The sequence below is a fragment of the Flavobacterium sharifuzzamanii genome, assembly GCF_003254585.1.
GTDB lineage: Bacteria > Bacteroidota > Bacteroidia > Flavobacteriales > Flavobacteriaceae > Flavobacterium > Flavobacterium sharifuzzamanii.
Map to the genome: position 1 here is coordinate 498082 of NZ_QJGZ01000041.1, position 15509 is coordinate 513590.

18 protein-coding genes are annotated in these 15509 nt (G+C 33.4%); 5 read left to right on the forward strand and 13 right to left on the reverse strand.

Annotated features, from left to right (window positions below; all coding sequences use genetic code 11):
- The first annotated feature begins 8 nt into the window (after window positions 1–8).
- Window positions 9–329, forward strand: coding sequence for an MmcQ/YjbR family DNA-binding protein (locus tag DMA14_RS19340; protein ID WP_111426172.1), 321 nt, complete (start codon window positions 9–11; stop codon window positions 327–329).
- A 5-nt stretch (window positions 330–334) separates the two neighbouring features.
- Here the strand turns inward: DMA14_RS19340 and DMA14_RS19345 are convergent, their stop codons facing one another.
- The 10 genes from DMA14_RS19345 to ahcY all read right to left on the reverse strand — a co-directional run bounded on the left by DMA14_RS19345 (window position 335) and on the right by ahcY (window position 9501).
- Window positions 335–943: an alpha-ketoglutarate-dependent dioxygenase AlkB family protein gene (locus DMA14_RS19345; RefSeq protein WP_111426173.1), complete on the reverse strand. Its 609-nt coding sequence runs from the start codon at window positions 941–943 to the stop codon at window positions 335–337.
- Entirely contained in the window at window positions 930–1175 is a 246-nt protein-coding gene (locus DMA14_RS19350; protein ID WP_111426174.1) for an Ada metal-binding domain-containing protein, read from the reverse strand. Before DMA14_RS19350 ends, DMA14_RS19345 begins: the two co-directional genes overlap by 14 nt.
- Window positions 1176–1397: 222 nt before the next feature.
- Entirely contained in the window at window positions 1398–2111 is a 714-nt protein-coding gene (locus DMA14_RS19355) for a 2OG-Fe(II) oxygenase (protein ID WP_111426175.1), read from the reverse strand.
- 116 nt (window positions 2112–2227) lie between these two features.
- Window positions 2228–3070: a bifunctional helix-turn-helix domain-containing protein/methylated-DNA--[protein]-cysteine S-methyltransferase gene (locus tag DMA14_RS19360; protein ID WP_111426176.1), complete on the reverse strand. Its 843-nt coding sequence runs from the start codon at window positions 3068–3070 to the stop codon at window positions 2228–2230.
- Window positions 3071–3254: 184 nt separating this feature from the next.
- A complete protein-coding gene (locus DMA14_RS19365; protein ID WP_111426177.1) occupies window positions 3255–3716 on the reverse strand; it encodes a GNAT family N-acetyltransferase in 462 nt (153 codons plus the stop codon).
- 23 nt (window positions 3717–3739) lie between these two features.
- Entirely contained in the window at window positions 3740–4699 is a 960-nt protein-coding gene (locus DMA14_RS19370) for a Fic family protein (protein WP_111426178.1), read from the reverse strand.
- Between the two features lie 41 nt (window positions 4700–4740).
- Window positions 4741–5073: a DMT family transporter gene (locus DMA14_RS19375; protein ID WP_111426179.1), complete on the reverse strand. Its 333-nt coding sequence runs from the start codon at window positions 5071–5073 to the stop codon at window positions 4741–4743.
- Between the two features lie 52 nt (window positions 5074–5125).
- Window positions 5126–5410 carry a hypothetical protein gene (locus DMA14_RS19380; protein WP_111426180.1) on the reverse strand — a complete coding sequence of 95 codons (285 nt, stop codon included), beginning with the start codon at window positions 5408–5410 and terminating at the stop codon, window positions 5126–5128.
- A 252-nt stretch (window positions 5411–5662) separates the two neighbouring features.
- Window positions 5663–7981, reverse strand: a complete 2319-nt coding sequence (locus DMA14_RS19385; protein WP_111426249.1) for a patatin-like phospholipase family protein — start codon at window positions 7979–7981, stop codon at window positions 5663–5665.
- Window positions 7982–8184: 203 nt separating this feature from the next.
- Window positions 8185–9501 (reverse strand): adenosylhomocysteinase, encoded by a 1317-nt coding sequence (gene ahcY / locus DMA14_RS19390; protein ID WP_111426181.1) that lies wholly within the window; start codon window positions 9499–9501, stop codon window positions 8185–8187.
- Between the two features lie 294 nt (window positions 9502–9795).
- Between ahcY and DMA14_RS19395 the strand changes: the two genes are divergently transcribed.
- A complete protein-coding gene (locus DMA14_RS19395; protein ID WP_111426182.1) occupies window positions 9796–10446 on the forward strand; it encodes a 4'-phosphopantetheinyl transferase family protein in 651 nt (216 codons plus the stop codon).
- A 159-nt stretch (window positions 10447–10605) separates the two neighbouring features.
- On the opposite strand, the gene DMA14_RS19400 is transcribed toward DMA14_RS19395, so the two are convergent.
- The 3 genes from DMA14_RS19400 to DMA14_RS19410 form a co-directional block, all read right to left on the reverse strand.
- On the reverse strand, window positions 10606–11004 hold the full coding sequence (locus tag DMA14_RS19400; RefSeq protein ID WP_111426183.1) for a group III truncated hemoglobin: 399 nt from the start codon (window positions 11002–11004) through the stop codon (window positions 10606–10608).
- Complete coding sequence (locus tag DMA14_RS19405) at window positions 11001–11288, reverse strand: hypothetical protein (RefSeq protein ID WP_111426184.1); 288 nt, start codon at window positions 11286–11288, stop codon at window positions 11001–11003. The genes DMA14_RS19400 and DMA14_RS19405 overlap by 4 nt, the downstream gene beginning before the upstream one ends.
- 82 nt (window positions 11289–11370) lie before the next feature.
- The gene (locus DMA14_RS19410; protein WP_111426185.1) at window positions 11371–11967 is read right to left on the reverse strand and encodes a Crp/Fnr family transcriptional regulator; all 597 of its coding nucleotides are present in this window, start codon (window positions 11965–11967) and stop codon (window positions 11371–11373) included.
- A 94-nt stretch (window positions 11968–12061) separates the two neighbouring features.
- On the opposite strand from DMA14_RS19410, the gene DMA14_RS19415 reads away from it, so the two are divergent.
- From DMA14_RS19415 to DMA14_RS19425, 3 genes are read left to right on the forward strand one after another with little or no spacing between them, the layout of a single operon-like run.
- Window positions 12062–12790 carry a geranylgeranylglyceryl/heptaprenylglyceryl phosphate synthase gene (locus tag DMA14_RS19415; RefSeq protein ID WP_111426186.1) on the forward strand — a complete coding sequence of 243 codons (729 nt, stop codon included), beginning with the start codon at window positions 12062–12064 and terminating at the stop codon, window positions 12788–12790.
- A 20-nt stretch (window positions 12791–12810) separates the two neighbouring features.
- The gene (gene pnuC, locus DMA14_RS19420; RefSeq protein WP_111379299.1) at window positions 12811–13434 is read left to right on the forward strand and encodes a nicotinamide riboside transporter PnuC; all 624 of its coding nucleotides are present in this window, start codon (window positions 12811–12813) and stop codon (window positions 13432–13434) included.
- The gene (locus DMA14_RS19425; RefSeq protein WP_111426187.1) at window positions 13395–15509 is read left to right on the forward strand and encodes a DUF4301 family protein; all 2115 of its coding nucleotides are present in this window, start codon (window positions 13395–13397) and stop codon (window positions 15507–15509) included. Before pnuC ends, DMA14_RS19425 begins: the two co-directional genes overlap by 40 nt.

The following is a 15509-nucleotide window of genomic DNA, read 5'->3' on the forward strand; positions in this document are numbered from 1 at the left end:
ATGATATTATGGTTTCAATTGAAGAATTTAGAAAGTTAGCAATGTCATTTCCAAATGCAACAGAGGAACCTCATTTTGAAAAAACATCTTTTCGAATCAAAAAGAAGATTTTTGCCACTTTTGACGAAAAAAATAATCATGCCGTTTTAAAATTGACCGAAATAGACCAGTCGGTTTTTTGTGCGTCAAGCGAAAAGATTTTCTACCCAATTCCAAATAAATGGGGAAAACAAGGATGGACAATTGTTGAACTTTCAAAAGTAAGACCCGAAATGTTTGAAGATGCCTTGATACGTTCGTACGAAAATGTTGCCACAAAAAAGAAGTAGCATCTTTATCTTACAATAGTTCTAAAAGTCAAATTAACCCTTGGTTTCTGAGTGGTTTTTGTTGGAGGAAGTCTATGAAGCCAATGTGTTTGCGTTTCATCTTTCATGACCAATAAACTTCCATGTTCCAGAATCATAGAAACCGTTTCTTTTGATTCTTTATGTTTGAAAGCAAATTTACGTTCTGCTCCAAAACTTATAGATCCAATTGCACCATTTTTCTTTAAATCTTTTTCGGCATCGCTGTGCCAAGCCATTCCTTCTTCTCCAGTATGATATAAATTTAGCAGACAGGAATTGAAAGTTTCACCTGTTTTTTCTTCAATGATTTTTTTTAGTTTCAAAAGTTCAGGAGTCCAAGGCAATGCTTTTTTTGTTGTATTCGAATACGTATATTCAAATTCCTGATCGCCGTACCATGCCACTTTTCTTTTGGTTAAAATTAATTTTCCGAAGATAACAGCTTCATCATTTTTCCATTCAATTGTATTTAATAAAATATCACGGTAGAAGTCGGCTTCTGTTCTCGAAAATAATTTTCCATAATAATTCACCGTTCCATCTTTTGGAAGCAGATTGGTTGTTTCGTCTATTTGAGGATTAAATAAGTCCATTTTTCCATTTTTGATAATCTGATTTCATACAATGCCCGCAAGGTCTGAAACCATTTTGTTTGGCATCATTTTCAGATAAAAAGAAAACACGATTTTCTCGTTTCATTCTTTTTCCCGAAGAACATTTAAGTGTTCCGTAGATTTTTAATTTTTGGTTGCCTCCGAAACAAATTTCGCCTTTTTTAATTTTATTTCGAAGATCTGAATCTGAAATTTCAATATGTTTTACCATTTATTTTTATAGATATTTTTATTCTGTAGAGACGCACCGCAGTGCGTCTACGCAAAGATTGGTTTTTTAATTTGCCACAGATTAAAAAAATTATTAGGATTAAAATTTGTTTAAATCTGCGGTATCTGCGAGAAAAATGCCTTTGCCGATTTGCGTTATGTAGACGCACTGCGGTGCGTCTCTACAGATATGCGTGGTTCAAAACCTTTGCACCTCTGTACCTTAATTTAACGCATCATGGAAAATAATTCCCAGCGTATATCTTTCACCCGAATGTACTTCACTTACGCCATGTTTCATGTTTACGCGATAATAGCCTTTTGTGCCTCTCACAGGTCTGAAATTGGTTGTAAAAATGAGAATATCTCCCTTTTTTGGTTTTAAAACTATTGCCTTAGATTGTGCTCTTGGCGTTTGTTGAGTCAAAACAAATTCACCGCCAGTAAAATCTTCATCAGGGTCGTTTAGAAAAAGTACGATTTGAATTGGAAAATAAACATCACCATACAAATCCTGATGTAAAGTATTAAAACCGCTTTTACCATATTTTAGAATTAAAACTGTAGCCTTCAGCTGATTATTGTCATGACATTGTTTTAGCAAATCTTCATGTTTGATTGGAAAAACAGTATCAATATTTAAAGCTATCATCCATGCATTTGCAATAGGGGCTAATTTGGGATAGATGGCAGATCGAATGCTCTGAATTAAATCTGGAAGCGGATAATTGAAATATTTGTATTCGCCCAAGCCAAATCGGTAGCGCTCCATTACAACTGTTTTTCGGTATATGGATGGGTTGTCATAATCGAATTTTAAGTCTTCACACTGTTCATTATTAAGCACTTTTGGAATAATTGCAAATCCATTTTCGTGCATAGATTCAGTGATGCTTTCCCAATCCTGGGAAGCAATTTTTGATTGTATATTTTGCATAAAGAATTTTTAGATTGAATTTTTTTTCAGCCACGAATTACACAAATGTTCACGAATTAATTTTTTATCAATCAGAATAAAAATTTGTGCAATTCGTGTAATTCGTGGCCGAAAAACTATAGATTTACATGCGCACCTTCCCAGCCAATAATGGCTGTTTTACGCGTATTTCCCCACATATAACCGCCAAAAGTTCCCGAAGATTGAATCACACGATGGCAAGGAATTAAAAACGCAACAGGATTGCTTCCAATTGCAGTTCCAACAGCTCTGGATGCATTTGGTTTTTGAATTTGGTGTGCGATTGAACCATAAGTGGAAAGCTGTCCCATTGGAATTTTTAGTAAAGCTTCCCAGACTTTCAGCTGGAAATCGGTTCCTTTTAAATGCAGTTTGATTTCTGATAATTTGCTCCAATCATTCTGGAATATAAATAGTGCATTTTGCTGTGCTAAGTCTAGTTTTTGGGTAAAAGAAGCATTTGGAAATTTATCTTTTAATGCAATAAGTCCGGTGATTTCATCTTCGGCGAATGCCATAAAACAAACGCCTTTTGAGGTTGACGCAACAATGATATTTCCAAACGGACTTTCGGCAAAACTGTAGTTAATAGCCAGATTTTTTCCGCCATTTTTATATTCTGCAGGCGTCATTCCTTCAATATTTACAAACAAATCATGAAGACGACTTGTTCCTGATAATCCTGTTTCAAAAGCAGTTTCAGAAACGGTCGCCTGATTTTCTTTGAGTAATTTTTTGGCGTGCTCGATGCTTGTATATTGTAAAAACTTCTTCGGACTCGTTCCTGCCCATTCACTAAAAAGCCTCTGAAAGTGAAACGGACTTAAATGTACTTTTTCTGCAACCTCATCAAGATTGGGCTGATCTTTAAAATTTGCTTTGATATAATCGATTGCTTCTGCAATGCGATTATAATTAATGGTTTCTTGTGTGTTCATTTTTCTTCCATTTTATAAGGCAAAGATCGATTGGTTTTGGCAGGTATAAAATCCGAAACTTGCTTTGTTTTTTTGTTTCTGGTTTCAAGTTTCTGGTTTCAAGTTTCAAGTTTCTGGTTTCAAGTTTCTGGTTTCAGGTTTCAGGTTCCAACTTAACTTGAAACCTGAAACTTGAAACAAAATTTTACAATTCTTTTTCCATCTTAAAGTTAATTAATTCAACGCCCAAGCGAATATTTTTCTGTTCGGCTTTTACAGCAAATCCTTTCTTTTCAAAAAATGGTTTTGCTGTTATGCTGATATCTGAAGTTATTATTTTTGAATGATGTTTTCTAGCTTCAATTTCTAATTCGTTTAGAATTTTGTCTGCAATTCCTTGTCGCTGAAAATCTTTATGAATGTAGAAGAAATCAATGTAGTTTCCATCTTTTAAGGTTCCGAAACCAGCAATCTGATTTCCAATAATGGCTAATAAAACAAATTGTTTTTCGATAACTTCAATCCAACGTTCTTTATTTTTTACTCCATAAGTCCATGCTTCTATTTGCTCAGGATTATAATCGTTTTTGCAGACAGATTGTATGGTTTCGATATACAATTGCTGCATTTCGGCAAGATCTGAGATTGTAGCTTTTCGAATGTCCATGTTTTATATTTTTTAAAATAGGGTTAAGGGTTAATTAAGGTGTACTTGGCAGTACTCTGATTTCCGGTAATATCAAAAAGGTTTAGTGATAATCCTTTTTTTAAATCTCGGCTTGCGGTAGCAGCAGAAATATCCTTAAAAACATGCATATAATCTTTCCTGGTAAATTCCTTAATTCCTAGAGAATAAAAATACTCTAATCGGTCAATGTCTTTTATTGTTCTGTTATCGTAATTAAGTAAGTTTTCCAATGATTTATTTATTACATCTAACATATACTCGATAAAATAAGTTGATTTACCACTACTATCACTCATTGCGAGAGATTTGTAATAACGGTCTTGTGTTTTACTTATCAATGTCTCAAAAGGTAAAAATTCGAAAACAGGGTATTCTTCCATTAGAATAACAGTCTGCCATAATCTTCCCATCCTGCCGTTTCCGTCTAAAAAAGGATGAATAAATTCCATTTCATAATGGAAGACACAACTTTTTATTAAAGTTAGTTCATCTTTGTTTTTTAAATAGTCAAATAAATCATTCATTAAAAAAGGAACATTCTCGTAAGGAGGAGCTATATGTGCAACTTTTGTCCCTTTTACAATTCCAACTCCTTGTTTTCGATACTTTCCTGCATCAAGAACGAGGTCTTTCATTAATAACTGATGAGCACTTAAAAAGCTTTTTGAAGAAGTTGATTTATATTCTCTTAATTTATCATAAAGCTTGATTGCATTTAAAACTTCTAAGACATCTTTTTGTGGGCCAATTACTCTCTTGTTTTCAATTAATGCAGTAATTTGTTCTTCTGTTAAAGTGTTTCCTTCAATTTGTAATGAAGAATGTATTGTTTTAATTCTATTCTGCTTTCTAAGTTTTGGAGATTGTTTGTCAAGGTATAAGATGTTCAACGCTCCAATCTTTTCAGATATAGAACTTATTAATTTTAATATGATGGGAGTAATGTCATAAGGTGGCTTCATGATAGTATCATTTGATACTATCAAAAATAATATTTTTTGATTTAATGCGCTGTAGTTTTGGAAAAAACATTGATTACAATAACTCCAATTATAATTAAACTCAATCCAATTATGGCGGGTAAATCTGGAATTTCTTTGAAGAAAATGGCGCCAATTGCGGTAATTAATACAATTCCGACTCCAGACCAGATGGCATAAGCAAACCCGACAGGAATGGTTCTGATGGCAAAACTCAAACAATAAAATGCTCCGCAATATCCAATAATGGTAATAATGCTAGGAATAAGTTTTGTGAATTCTTCGGACTTTTTTAATGCTGAGGTAGCGATGATTTCGAAAACAATGGCTATAAATAGGAATAAAAAATTTTTCATGATTTTCGTTTTTTGAAAAGTTAAGCTTTGTTTGAAACGGACAGGAATTTATTTATCGAATATGAATTTCTGTTTCATTATTTTTTACTTCATCAAAACAATCAATACATAGCATTTTAAAATCGGCTTTGGCTTGAAAAACATCAGTCCATTCTTCGCCATTATCAAGAAGCCATTGTTCGCATTCTCCGCACCAAGCAATTTGAGGAAGATCGCCCTCGGCTTCTGAATAGTAAAAACCAATTTTTTCTTTAGAGTCTGTTGCCATTGCAATATGAATGCAACCAAAAGTCATTTCTTTTGTGCCATGTATTTCGCATAAAACTTTTTCGATCATAATTTTATTTTCTTCTTATTTTTTTGATGTGCTGGGAAGTTTCAAATTTAAGCTTAAAATCTTAGGGCTTATAAATAATTTGGGACTATTTATGGTTCTTGATTTACGTTTGCGTGAGGGATAGGAGCTAGCTACCGAAGTAGCGCGGATAGCCCGACGTAATTTAAGAAAAGGCCTAATGTACGCAAAGTATATTAGGCCTTTTCTTAAATTATGGCGCGCCCTGATTATTTTAGATTTCTAATATTTCTTCTACGGGTTGAGTGATAGTCCTACGCTGAAAAATAATCTTACCTTGTCGATATTGTTTATCCATGAAGTATCAAAATGGATCGGGCCTAAAATGGATTGATAAGAAATCGCTGCACCTCCTGATATTACTAGGCTGGTATCGATGTTGTTATCCCAATTTCCTTTTGGATTAAAGGCATGTTTTATATATTCATTGAAATTTTCAAAACCAACAGAAGCAAGATTGAAGTGAGGAGTTAGATAAATTTTTCCAATTAAGTTTATCTGAGATCCAAGTTTAAGTCCCATATATTGTGTAACATTAAGTTCGTCTTCATGAAGTCCTGCAAATGAAAAGCGATTGCTGCCAGAACTTGGTATAATGCCACCTATGAAATATTTTGCGGCATAGCCAAATCCTGAAAACGGAATATCGTCATGTTTAACTTTATCCTGAAAAATAAAATAAGAATCAAATCCTATGATTCCTGTAATTTTCTTTTTTATGGGCAATCTCTTTTCATAGGTTAAACCAAATTTGGTGTAGCCATTTGTAGAGCCAGAAACACGTGTTAAGTCTGGATCAGAAAAAGAAGCGTCGATATCGGTAAGAAATGATCGTGCTATGTTTGATTTTATAATTGTCCCTTCTGTGGCAAAGAAAACTCTATCCATGTCATTATAAGAATAATGCAGGTTGAATTCTATATTATTGAAGTTGTAATTGTTAATGCTGACCGAGTTTGGGTTGTATTCTCGATCATATTTAGGTTTTAGATTGGTATAGCTATAATTTAGTCCAAAACCTAAATAGCTTTTTAGAGAATTTAAGTTTCTGTTTACTTCATTGTTTACTTCAACAGTGTTGTAAAGTATGTTGTCTGATGCTTTACCATTAATATAAATTTCTTGGCGAAGTAAAGCTCCATAAGCTTCAGATATCCACCACCATTCTCTATGCTGTCCAAAATTTTTCTGATAATTGATTCTTGCTTTTGGCTGTTCGGCAATATCAACCGTTAATAGAAGACGAGAGGCATCAGCAAGAACATTTCTACCTGTGTAGTTAAAAATTATTCCGACACCTCTGTAAGTGTCATAGTGAATTGAGGTATTTAGCTGATTTTTGGCACGTTCAAATCCGAACAATGTAATACCTAATTTATCTTCATCTTTAATGAAGTAACTATACGTAATTTCATCAAAAAGATTGGTTCCCATTGCTCTGTTAATACCAGCTATTAAATCTTTGGTGGTATATTTTACGTGGGTTTTTAGATTTGCCCTTCCGACAACCAACGGCATATTTTCAGGACTTATTTTTTTGTAAACGATTGTGTCCAATACAAACTCATTTGGCATATTAGGCAATTTGTGGGTTCGCTGCTGAAACCCCTTTAATTTTTCTGATAGAGCAATTAAAGCTGGAAGATTTTGATTTGTAGCAATTTTACCGTCTTTGTAGATTTCGTTGCTATTAGCAAAATCGGCAGTAGAAAAACGTAGATTAGGTAAATGATCAACCAATATTGTACATAAATCACGGTTTGCAGGATTTTTGATGTTGCTCGGGAACATACTGGTCTGCATTAATATGGTCATTAGATTATTCAGTTTGTCGACAGGTTCCATTCCGCCTCCGACATCACTTCCGATAATAATATCGGCGCCCATTTGTTTGGCAACATCAGTTGGGAAATTATTTAATACTCCACCGTCTACCAAAACTGTTTTTCCATAAGGCATTGGTTTGAAGATGGCAGGCAGCGACATGCTGGCACGCATAGCGTAGGATAGACTTCCTTTGCTTAAGATAACTTCTTTTCCCTCGACCAAGTCTGTGGCCATAGCTCTGAAAGGAATCGGGAGACTGTCAAAATCTTTGACATTGTATACAGGGAAAGTTAATTCCGAAAGGTATTCTCTTAGATTTTGATCATTTAATAGAGAACCAATGCTGTTAAGTTTTCCGTCTTTAACACCTATTCCAACTAAATATCGTTGAAATTCTCTTTTTTCTTCGGCACTTACAGCTCGTAATGACTGGCCTCCGCCTAGCAATTTATCCCAATAAATATCTTTCGTGATTTTTTCGATACTGTCGCCAGAATATCCCATTGCATAGAGACCGCCAATAATGCTTCCCATACTATTCCCGACAATAAGGTCTGGAACAATATGAAGTGAGTCTAATTTCTGTAAAAGAGGAATATGTGCAATTCCTTTTGCGCCTCCACCGCTTAACACTAATACGACTTTAGGCTTTTTTTCCTGAGAAAAAATAATTTGCGGAAGGCTTAATAAAAACAAGAATACGAATAAATAGGATGTTTTTTTCAATTTTTTACTATTTAAGTATTTGATAAATAGATTCTTATTCTGGTTATTAAAAGTAAGCAGATATTTATAAAAGTACAATTTTTTGATGGAAATGTTTTACCTGAAACATAAAAACAGAAAACCCGACAGATTTTTAAAACCTGTCGGGTTTGAATATATACTTAAAGAAATCTAACCCAGATAGCTATCGGGACTAAAATCAATTAATATCTGTAGTACTCTGGTTTGAATGGACCTTGAACTTCTACACCAATGTAAGCAGCTTGATCTTCACGTAAAGTTTCTAATTCAACGCCTAATTTAGCTAAGTGCAAAGCAGCAACTTTTTCATCTAAATGTTTTGGTAACATGTAAACTTCGTTTTTGTAAGCTGCGCTGTTTTTCCATAATTCGATTTGAGCTAAAGTTTGGTTTGTAAATGAGTTACTCATTACAAAACTTGGGTGACCTGTAGCACAACCAAGGTTTACTAAACGACCTTCAGCTAAGATAATGATATCTTTTCCAGCGATAGTATATTTGTCAACCTGAGGTTTGATTTCGATTTTAGAAGCACCGTGGTTTTTGTTTAACCAAGCCATGTCGATTTCGTTATCAAAGTGCCCGATGTTACAAACAACAGTTTTGTCTTTCATTTTTTCAAAATGACTTCCAACCACGATATCTTTATTTCCTGTAGTTGTAATGATGATATCAGCATTAGCAATTACAGTATCTAATTTTTTAACTTCGTAACCGTCCATTGCAGCTTGTAAAGCACAAATTGGATCGATTTCAGTAACTGTTACAATAGAACCAGCACCTCTAAAAGAAGCTGCAGTTCCTTTTCCAACATCACCATATCCGCAAACAATCACTCTTTTTCCAGCCAACATTAAGTCAGTTGCACGACGAATAGCATCTACAGCAGATTCTTTACATCCGTATTTGTTATCAAATTTAGATTTAGTAACAGAGTCGTTAATATTGATTGCAGGCATTGGTAAAGTTCCAGCTTTTACTCTTTCGTAAAGTCTGTGAACACCAGTTGTAGTTTCTTCAGAAAGACCTTTAATTCCAGGAACCAATTCTGGGTAACGATCGATAACCATGTTTGTTAAATCTCCACCATCATCCAAAATCATGTTCAATGGTTTTCTGTCTTCACCAAAGAATAAAGTCTGCTCAATACACCAGTCAAATTCTTCTTCATTTAAACCTTTCCAAGCGTAAACAGAAATTCCAGCAGCAGCAATAGCAGCAGCAGCTTGATCCTGAGTAGAGAAAATGTTACAAGAAGACCAAGTAACTTCTGCACCAAGAGCAATTAAAGTTTCGATCAAAACAGCAGTTTGAATCGTCATGTGTAAACATCCAGCAATACGAGCACCTTTTAATGGTTGTTCGTCTTTATATTCAGCGCGAAGTGCCATTAAACCTGGCATTTCAGCTTCAGCTAGTTCAATTTCTTTTCTTCCCCAAGCCGCTAGAGAAATGTCTTTTACTTTATAAGCCACATAAGGCGTAGTTGTAGTACTCATTTATAGTATATTTGTATATTGTAAAATTTTTGCAAATTTACGTAATAGGTTTTTAATTTTACTAATTTCTGTAAGATTTGTGAAATCTTTAATTTCTTAATCCATAGAAAGTTAGTTATAAAGGTCTTTAGGAGCTAATCCTGCTGTCCGCTGTATCTTTTCCTGGCTAAAGAAGCCAGAAAAAGGATGCCGCTTCCATCAGGGCTAGGAAAGGTCAGATATTCATTAGAAATTTCATTTTCAAAAAGAGAAATAATTTATAATTTACAACTCATAATTCATAATTAAAAAGTAATGCCTTTATTTGAGACCATACAATTCAACGAAACTACTAAAATCCTAATTTGGGAAATAACCGAATCTTTTGATGAATTGTATAATCGCGTTTCTTTGAAAGAAAAGACGCAACGTAGACTAGACGGAATGAAGTCTCAAATGCATCAGCGTGCTTTTTTAAGTGTTCGAATGCTGATTCAGGAAATGGGGTTTACAGATAAAGATCTGCATTATGATGAATTCGGGAAACCGTATTTTGATTGCGATAATCATATCTCAATTACACATTCGTACCATTTCGCGGCGATAATTATAAGCAAAGAAAAGGTTGGAATTGATATGGAATTACAGCGCGATAAAATTCAGAGAATTGCTGATAAATTTACCGATTTCGAATGCAAGTATTTAGAACCGAAATCTACAGAAGAATACATAAAAAAACTTACCGTTATCTGGGGAGCCAAAGAGGCAATCTTTAAAATAAGAAATGAAAAAGGTATAAGTTTTAAAGATCATATCAATGTAAACAACTTCTCTTTAGAAGAAACCCAAACTCAGGCAAGTCTTCATTTTGATAATTTGATTAAGGATTTTGATGTGCATTATCAGGAAGTCCAATCAGATAATTTTGAGGGAACGTTTACTCTGGTTTATGCTTTTGAGAAATAAAGTTTTAATGTAAAAATTCCAAATTCCAAATTCCAAATTCCAAATTCCAAATTCCAAATTTGAAGATTTATTTTCAATTTTGTCATTCCGAGGAACGAGGAATCTTCGCAGGAAACTCTGCAAAGTAAATCGTAAGCCTTTTAAATAAATAAAAGAATTTTAAATCTCGCTTTCTTTTTGTCTGTGCTGAAACATACTCATGTACAGAAAAGTGCTCATTTTTCGAGCGCGTCTTTTTAGTGTTTCGGCGTTTTCACCTTCAAAATATTCGTCAATGGTTTGAAACCAATGATTCAGCCAGATTCCGAATTCATTAGGTGTGATTTTTTCGTCAAAATGAGCGTCAACTTCATTGTGAACAGCATGCGGATTTCCTTTGTATTTTCGGACACCAAATAGATTAGTTTCCCAAAAATCTGTCAGTTTTTCGAGATGCGCATCCCAATCAGAAATCATTTCATTAAAATAAAAGCCGATTTCTCGATCGGCTCTTATTTTAGCATAAAATTGATGTACTAAAAAAGATACATCAGTTCTATTTTCTATTTGTTTTTTCATAGAATAAAACTATTCAAAAGTATAAAGAACAAACTTAAAGTTGTGCTTAACATAATAAGATTGAAAACTACTTTGTGCTTCATTTGTGCCAAGATAGATGTATTTGCAAAAACACAGGCTAAAACAATAATTCCTAGCTGAATCATTTGCGGAATAGAAGTTCCGTTGGCTAAAACATACATTGCTGCAGCGCCTCCTAAACAGCTTTGTCCAATTACTGCCATTGCAGCAGAACCCATATAATTTCTATTGAAAATGTCGAATGTTGTTTGATATAGTGTCATGGTATTCAGTTTTTTATATCAACAAAATTACAGCTACAATAGCATTGCATTTTATGACTTTAATCATAAAACGGGAATTTTTTTATCTGTATACTTTTCGATTAATAATCTTCAGTTCGCCTTTTTTCTCCAATGCTTTAATGGTTCTAATAACCGTTTCTACACGTAAACCAGTTAAATCTCCAATCTGCTGTCTGGTAAAATTAATGAAATAGCCATTTTTATCTTTTTGAAAATTGAAATAAGCAATTCCGTGATCAATCAGCTTTAGAACGCGATGTTCGGGTTCATGCGTCGAAATTTCGGCAGCCATAATTGATTTATAATACAATCTTTGCGCTAAATTTTCGATTATTTGAATGCTCACTTTTGGATTTTCTTCTAAAAGCTTCATGAAGTTTTCTTTTGGAAGAATAAAAAGCTCAGTATTTTCAACAGCTATTGCATTTGCTGGATATTTTTGATTTAAGAATAATGGAGGTTCTCCAAAAGATTGTCCATTATAAAATATGCCTTGAATAAATTCGCGTCCGTCATCATTGTAATTACTCATTTTTACTTCACCAGAAATAATCTGATAATAGTGTAATGGTAGATTTCCTTCTTCAAAAATAATGTCATTTTTATCAAATGATCTTTTTATAACTCCGTACTTTTCAAGTAATCCAACTGTAATCATAATGTGTTATTTACGTTATCAAAAGACGTTGGACAAATATAATTCATTCAAAATAGTTCTTCTACATTAAAAATCTTTTACTTTTACACCCCGTATGCAAGAACAGATACTCACTATTAGACAACAGATTTTAGAAGCTAAAAGCAATGGCCAAAAATTACTGGCAGTGCTTTTGGATCCTGATAAAATTGTATTGGAAAATGTCAATCATTTAATTGAAAAAATTAATGGTTCGCCTGCAACTCACATTTTTGTTGGAGGAAGTATTGTTCAGAACAACATTTTAGAAGAATTGATTTCGGAGTTAAAGCAAAAAACAAACCTTCCTGTTATTTTGTTTCCTGGAGACCCTTCTCAGATTTCACCAAAAGCCGATGGCATTTTATTTCTTTCTTTATTGTCTGGCCGAAATCCGGATTATTTGATTGAATATCAGGTTCAGGCTGCTCCAATTCTTAAGAAAACAAGTTTAGAGGTTATTTCTACAGGTTATATTTTAATTGAAAGTGGCAATGAGACAGCTGTTGCCCGTGTGAGTAAAACAAAACCTTTAAGCCGCGAAAATCTTGATTTGGTTTTGGCAACAGCACAAGCGGGTGAAATGTTAGGAAACCAACTTATTTACTTAGAAGCAGGAAGTGGTGCAAAACAGCCTGTTCCTACAGAAATGATTGAACTTATTTCTCAAAATATTCAAATTCCTGTTATTGTTGGTGGAGGAATTGTAGATTTGCAAGGAATTCAGAAAGCCTATCAGGCTGGAGCAGATTTGGTTGTTATTGGAACTGCTTTTGAAAATAACAGTCGTTTTTTTGAGTTATAAAAGACAAATACCACATTTTCATGATAGATTTTTTTTTAGAAAGTTATAAGAACGCACCGCTATGGCATATTGCTTTGGAGTTCCTAGTATTTGTCTGTGGAATTTTGAGCGTTTGGTTTGCTAAAAAAGAAAATATCTGGGTATATCCGACAGGATTAATAGCTACAGCAATATCAGTATATCTGCTTTATGTTGCAGGTTATATCGGAGATATGATTATAAATGCATATTTTTCGATTATGAGTATCTACGGCTGGTATGTCTGGGCAAAAGGAGGAACTGCAGAAGATAATCTGCCAATTACCCGTACAAATTTTAATGAAAAAATAATCGGAATCTTACTGTTTATTGTGACTGTTTTTGTAGTTTTCGGGATTTATAAATATTTCGATTATGAAATACATAAAGACAATTATGTAGATATGATTTCGTCAGGAATATTTTTCGCAGGAATGTGGTATATGGCCAGAAAAAAAATAGAAAACTGGACACTTTGGATTATTGGTGATATTATTGTTGTGCCTCTCTACGCTTATCGCGGCTTAGGGATGTTGTCACTTCAGTACATAATTTTTACAATTTTGGCTATTTCAGCTTATTTAGAATGGAGAAAGATCTTAGACAGCAAAAAACAACCATCATAAAAATTGCTTTGTTTGGTCCTGAAAGTACAGGAAAAACAACCCTTGCAAAACAGCTTGCAGATTACTACGAAACCGAATGGGTTCCTGAGTTTGCACGTGATTATTTGCAAGAAAAATGGGAAGAAAATAAGCATATTTGTGTAGCCGATGATATGATGCCAATTGCGTATGGTCAGACTGCATTAGAAAATGAAAAACTGGCCAATGCAAATAAATACTTGTTTTGTGATACCAACTTAATGGTGACCAAAGTATTTTCTGAAATGTATTATGGTTTTTGTGATCCGCTTTTGAATGAAGCGGCGCTAAAGCATGAATATGATTTGTTTTTCCTTACCGATATTGATGTTCCTTGGGAGAAAGATGATATTCGTGATACTCCCGAAGGAAGAGAAACGGTATTTTCTGTTTTTAAACAAACTTTAATTGATACGAAAAAGCCTTTTATAACCTTGTCAGGTGATAAAGAAACACGTTTGGCAAAAGCAACAGCTATTATTGATGAATTGACTATTGCTAAAGAGCATGATTTTTCATCTAATGATTTTGTGCAAATACATAATAGAGGAATCTCTTTTGAGACTATTTTAAAGCAATTAAAAAGTTTTAAAAAAGGAATAGCAAAAAGTAATTTAATTAGACCTGCTACAATCAACGATGGAATTTTAAATTTATCAGAAAACGAATTTCACCAGAAAGCTTTATTTTTTGATCAAGAGAAGGATAAATTTAAAATTAAAAAGTTTGTTCCAGCATCTGGCGCGGCGACAAGAATGTATAAATTCTTAATAGCATTTCTGAATGATTTTGATATTGAAAAGGAAACGATAAATGCCTATATCAATAGAAAAAACGATAAAGAATTGGCTATTTTTATTGTTGGTATGGAGAAGTTTCCTTTCTTTGAAACCGTCGATAAAAGGTTAAGAGAAATTTATCCTGAATTTGAGACTTTAGAAAGAGATTATAAAAATTATTATTTTATAAAATTATTACTGTCTCCAGACTACTATAATTCGGCAAACAAACCTAAAGCAGTTTTACCGTTTCATCAATATGATACGCATATTGCTAATCCCATTGAAGAACATTTGAATGAGTGCGTACATTATGCATCATCAAAAAATGTATCCAATTTGCATTTTACAGTTTCAGAAATACATCAAAATTTATTTGAAGTAGCAGTTGATGAAATTAAAGAGAAGATCGAGAAACCTTCAGGTATTAAGATTGATATCGGATATTCTTATCAAAATAAAAGCACAGATTCTATTACAATAGATGAAAAAAATAAACTGGTAAAGGATAAGAATGACAATTTAGTTTTTAGACCAGGCGGACATGGCGCTTTGATTGAAAATTTAAATAATTTGGATGCCGATGTGATCTTTATTAAAAATATAGATAATGTAATTCAGAATCATATTGATCAAATTACATTATATAAAAAAGCTTTAGCGGGTGTTTTGGTCGAGATGCAGCAAAAAGTTTTTGAATATTTAAGATTAATTGATCAAGAGAAAATCAAAGAAGACAATATTGAAGAAATACTTCATTTTTTAGAGAAGAGTTTTAGTGTAGAAATGACTGCGGATTTCAATAAATTTACTTTTGAAAATAAAGTAAGTAAGCTAAAAGAACTTTTAGACAGACCAATTCGCGTTTGCGGAATGGTAAAAAATGAAGGAGAACCAGGAGGTGGTCCTTTTTGGGTTATGAATAAAAATGGGATAAAATCGCTTCAGATTGTGGAGGCTTCTCAAGTTGATTTAGAAGATAAAAAGCAAGAGAAGATTTTAGCTGAGGCAACACATTTTAATCCAGTAGATTTGGTTTGTGGTATAAAAAACTATAAAGACGAAAAGTTTAATCTGCTGCAATATGTAGATCGAGAAGCCGGATTTATTGTAGAAAAAAGTGTTGAAGGGAAATCGGTTAAAAATTACGAATTACCAGGTCTATGGAATGGATCAATGGCCAATTGGCTAACCATTTTTGTTGCAGTTCCGTTGATTACTTTTAATCCGGTAAAAACGGTAAACGATTTGTTGAAAGCAGCGCATCAGCCACAATAA

What these genes read in the sequence shown, in the direction of transcription:
- ahcY (WP_111426181.1), bottom strand. Translation starts at nt 9,501, where the DNA reads ATGAGTACTACAACTACGCCTTATGTGGCTTATAAAGTAAAAGACATT.
- DMA14_RS19345 (WP_111426173.1), bottom strand. Translation starts at nt 943, where the DNA reads ATGGACTTATTTAATCCTCAAATAGACGAAACAACCAATCTGCTTCCA.
- DMA14_RS19425 (WP_111426187.1), top strand. Translation starts at nt 13,395, where the DNA reads ATGGAGAAAGATCTTAGACAGCAAAAAACAACCATCATAAAAATTGCT.
- DMA14_RS19400 (WP_111426183.1), bottom strand. Translation starts at nt 11,004, where the DNA reads ATGAAAAAACAAATAGAAAATAGAACTGATGTATCTTTTTTAGTACAT.
- DMA14_RS19380 (WP_111426180.1), bottom strand. Translation starts at nt 5,410, where the DNA reads ATGATCGAAAAAGTTTTATGCGAAATACATGGCACAAAAGAAATGACT.
- DMA14_RS19350 (WP_111426174.1), bottom strand. Translation starts at nt 1,175, where the DNA reads ATGGTAAAACATATTGAAATTTCAGATTCAGATCTTCGAAATAAAATT.
- DMA14_RS19355 (WP_111426175.1), bottom strand. Translation starts at nt 2,111, where the DNA reads ATGCAAAATATACAATCAAAAATTGCTTCCCAGGATTGGGAAAGCATC.
- DMA14_RS19395 (WP_111426182.1), top strand. Translation starts at nt 9,796, where the DNA reads ATGCCTTTATTTGAGACCATACAATTCAACGAAACTACTAAAATCCTA.
- DMA14_RS19415 (WP_111426186.1), top strand. Translation starts at nt 12,062, where the DNA reads ATGCAAGAACAGATACTCACTATTAGACAACAGATTTTAGAAGCTAAA.
- DMA14_RS19360 (WP_111426176.1), bottom strand. Translation starts at nt 3,070, where the DNA reads ATGAACACACAAGAAACCATTAATTATAATCGCATTGCAGAAGCAATC.
- pnuC (WP_111379299.1), top strand. Translation starts at nt 12,811, where the DNA reads ATGATAGATTTTTTTTTAGAAAGTTATAAGAACGCACCGCTATGGCAT.
- DMA14_RS19365 (WP_111426177.1), bottom strand. Translation starts at nt 3,716, where the DNA reads ATGGACATTCGAAAAGCTACAATCTCAGATCTTGCCGAAATGCAGCAA.
- DMA14_RS19405 (WP_111426184.1), bottom strand. Translation starts at nt 11,288, where the DNA reads ATGACACTATATCAAACAACATTCGACATTTTCAATAGAAATTATATG.
- DMA14_RS19375 (WP_111426179.1), bottom strand. Translation starts at nt 5,073, where the DNA reads ATGAAAAATTTTTTATTCCTATTTATAGCCATTGTTTTCGAAATCATC.
- DMA14_RS19410 (WP_111426185.1), bottom strand. Translation starts at nt 11,967, where the DNA reads ATGATTACAGTTGGATTACTTGAAAAGTACGGAGTTATAAAAAGATCA.
- DMA14_RS19340 (WP_111426172.1), top strand. Translation starts at nt 9, where the DNA reads ATGGTTTCAATTGAAGAATTTAGAAAGTTAGCAATGTCATTTCCAAAT.
- DMA14_RS19370 (WP_111426178.1), bottom strand. Translation starts at nt 4,699, where the DNA reads ATGAAGCCACCTTATGACATTACTCCCATCATATTAAAATTAATAAGT.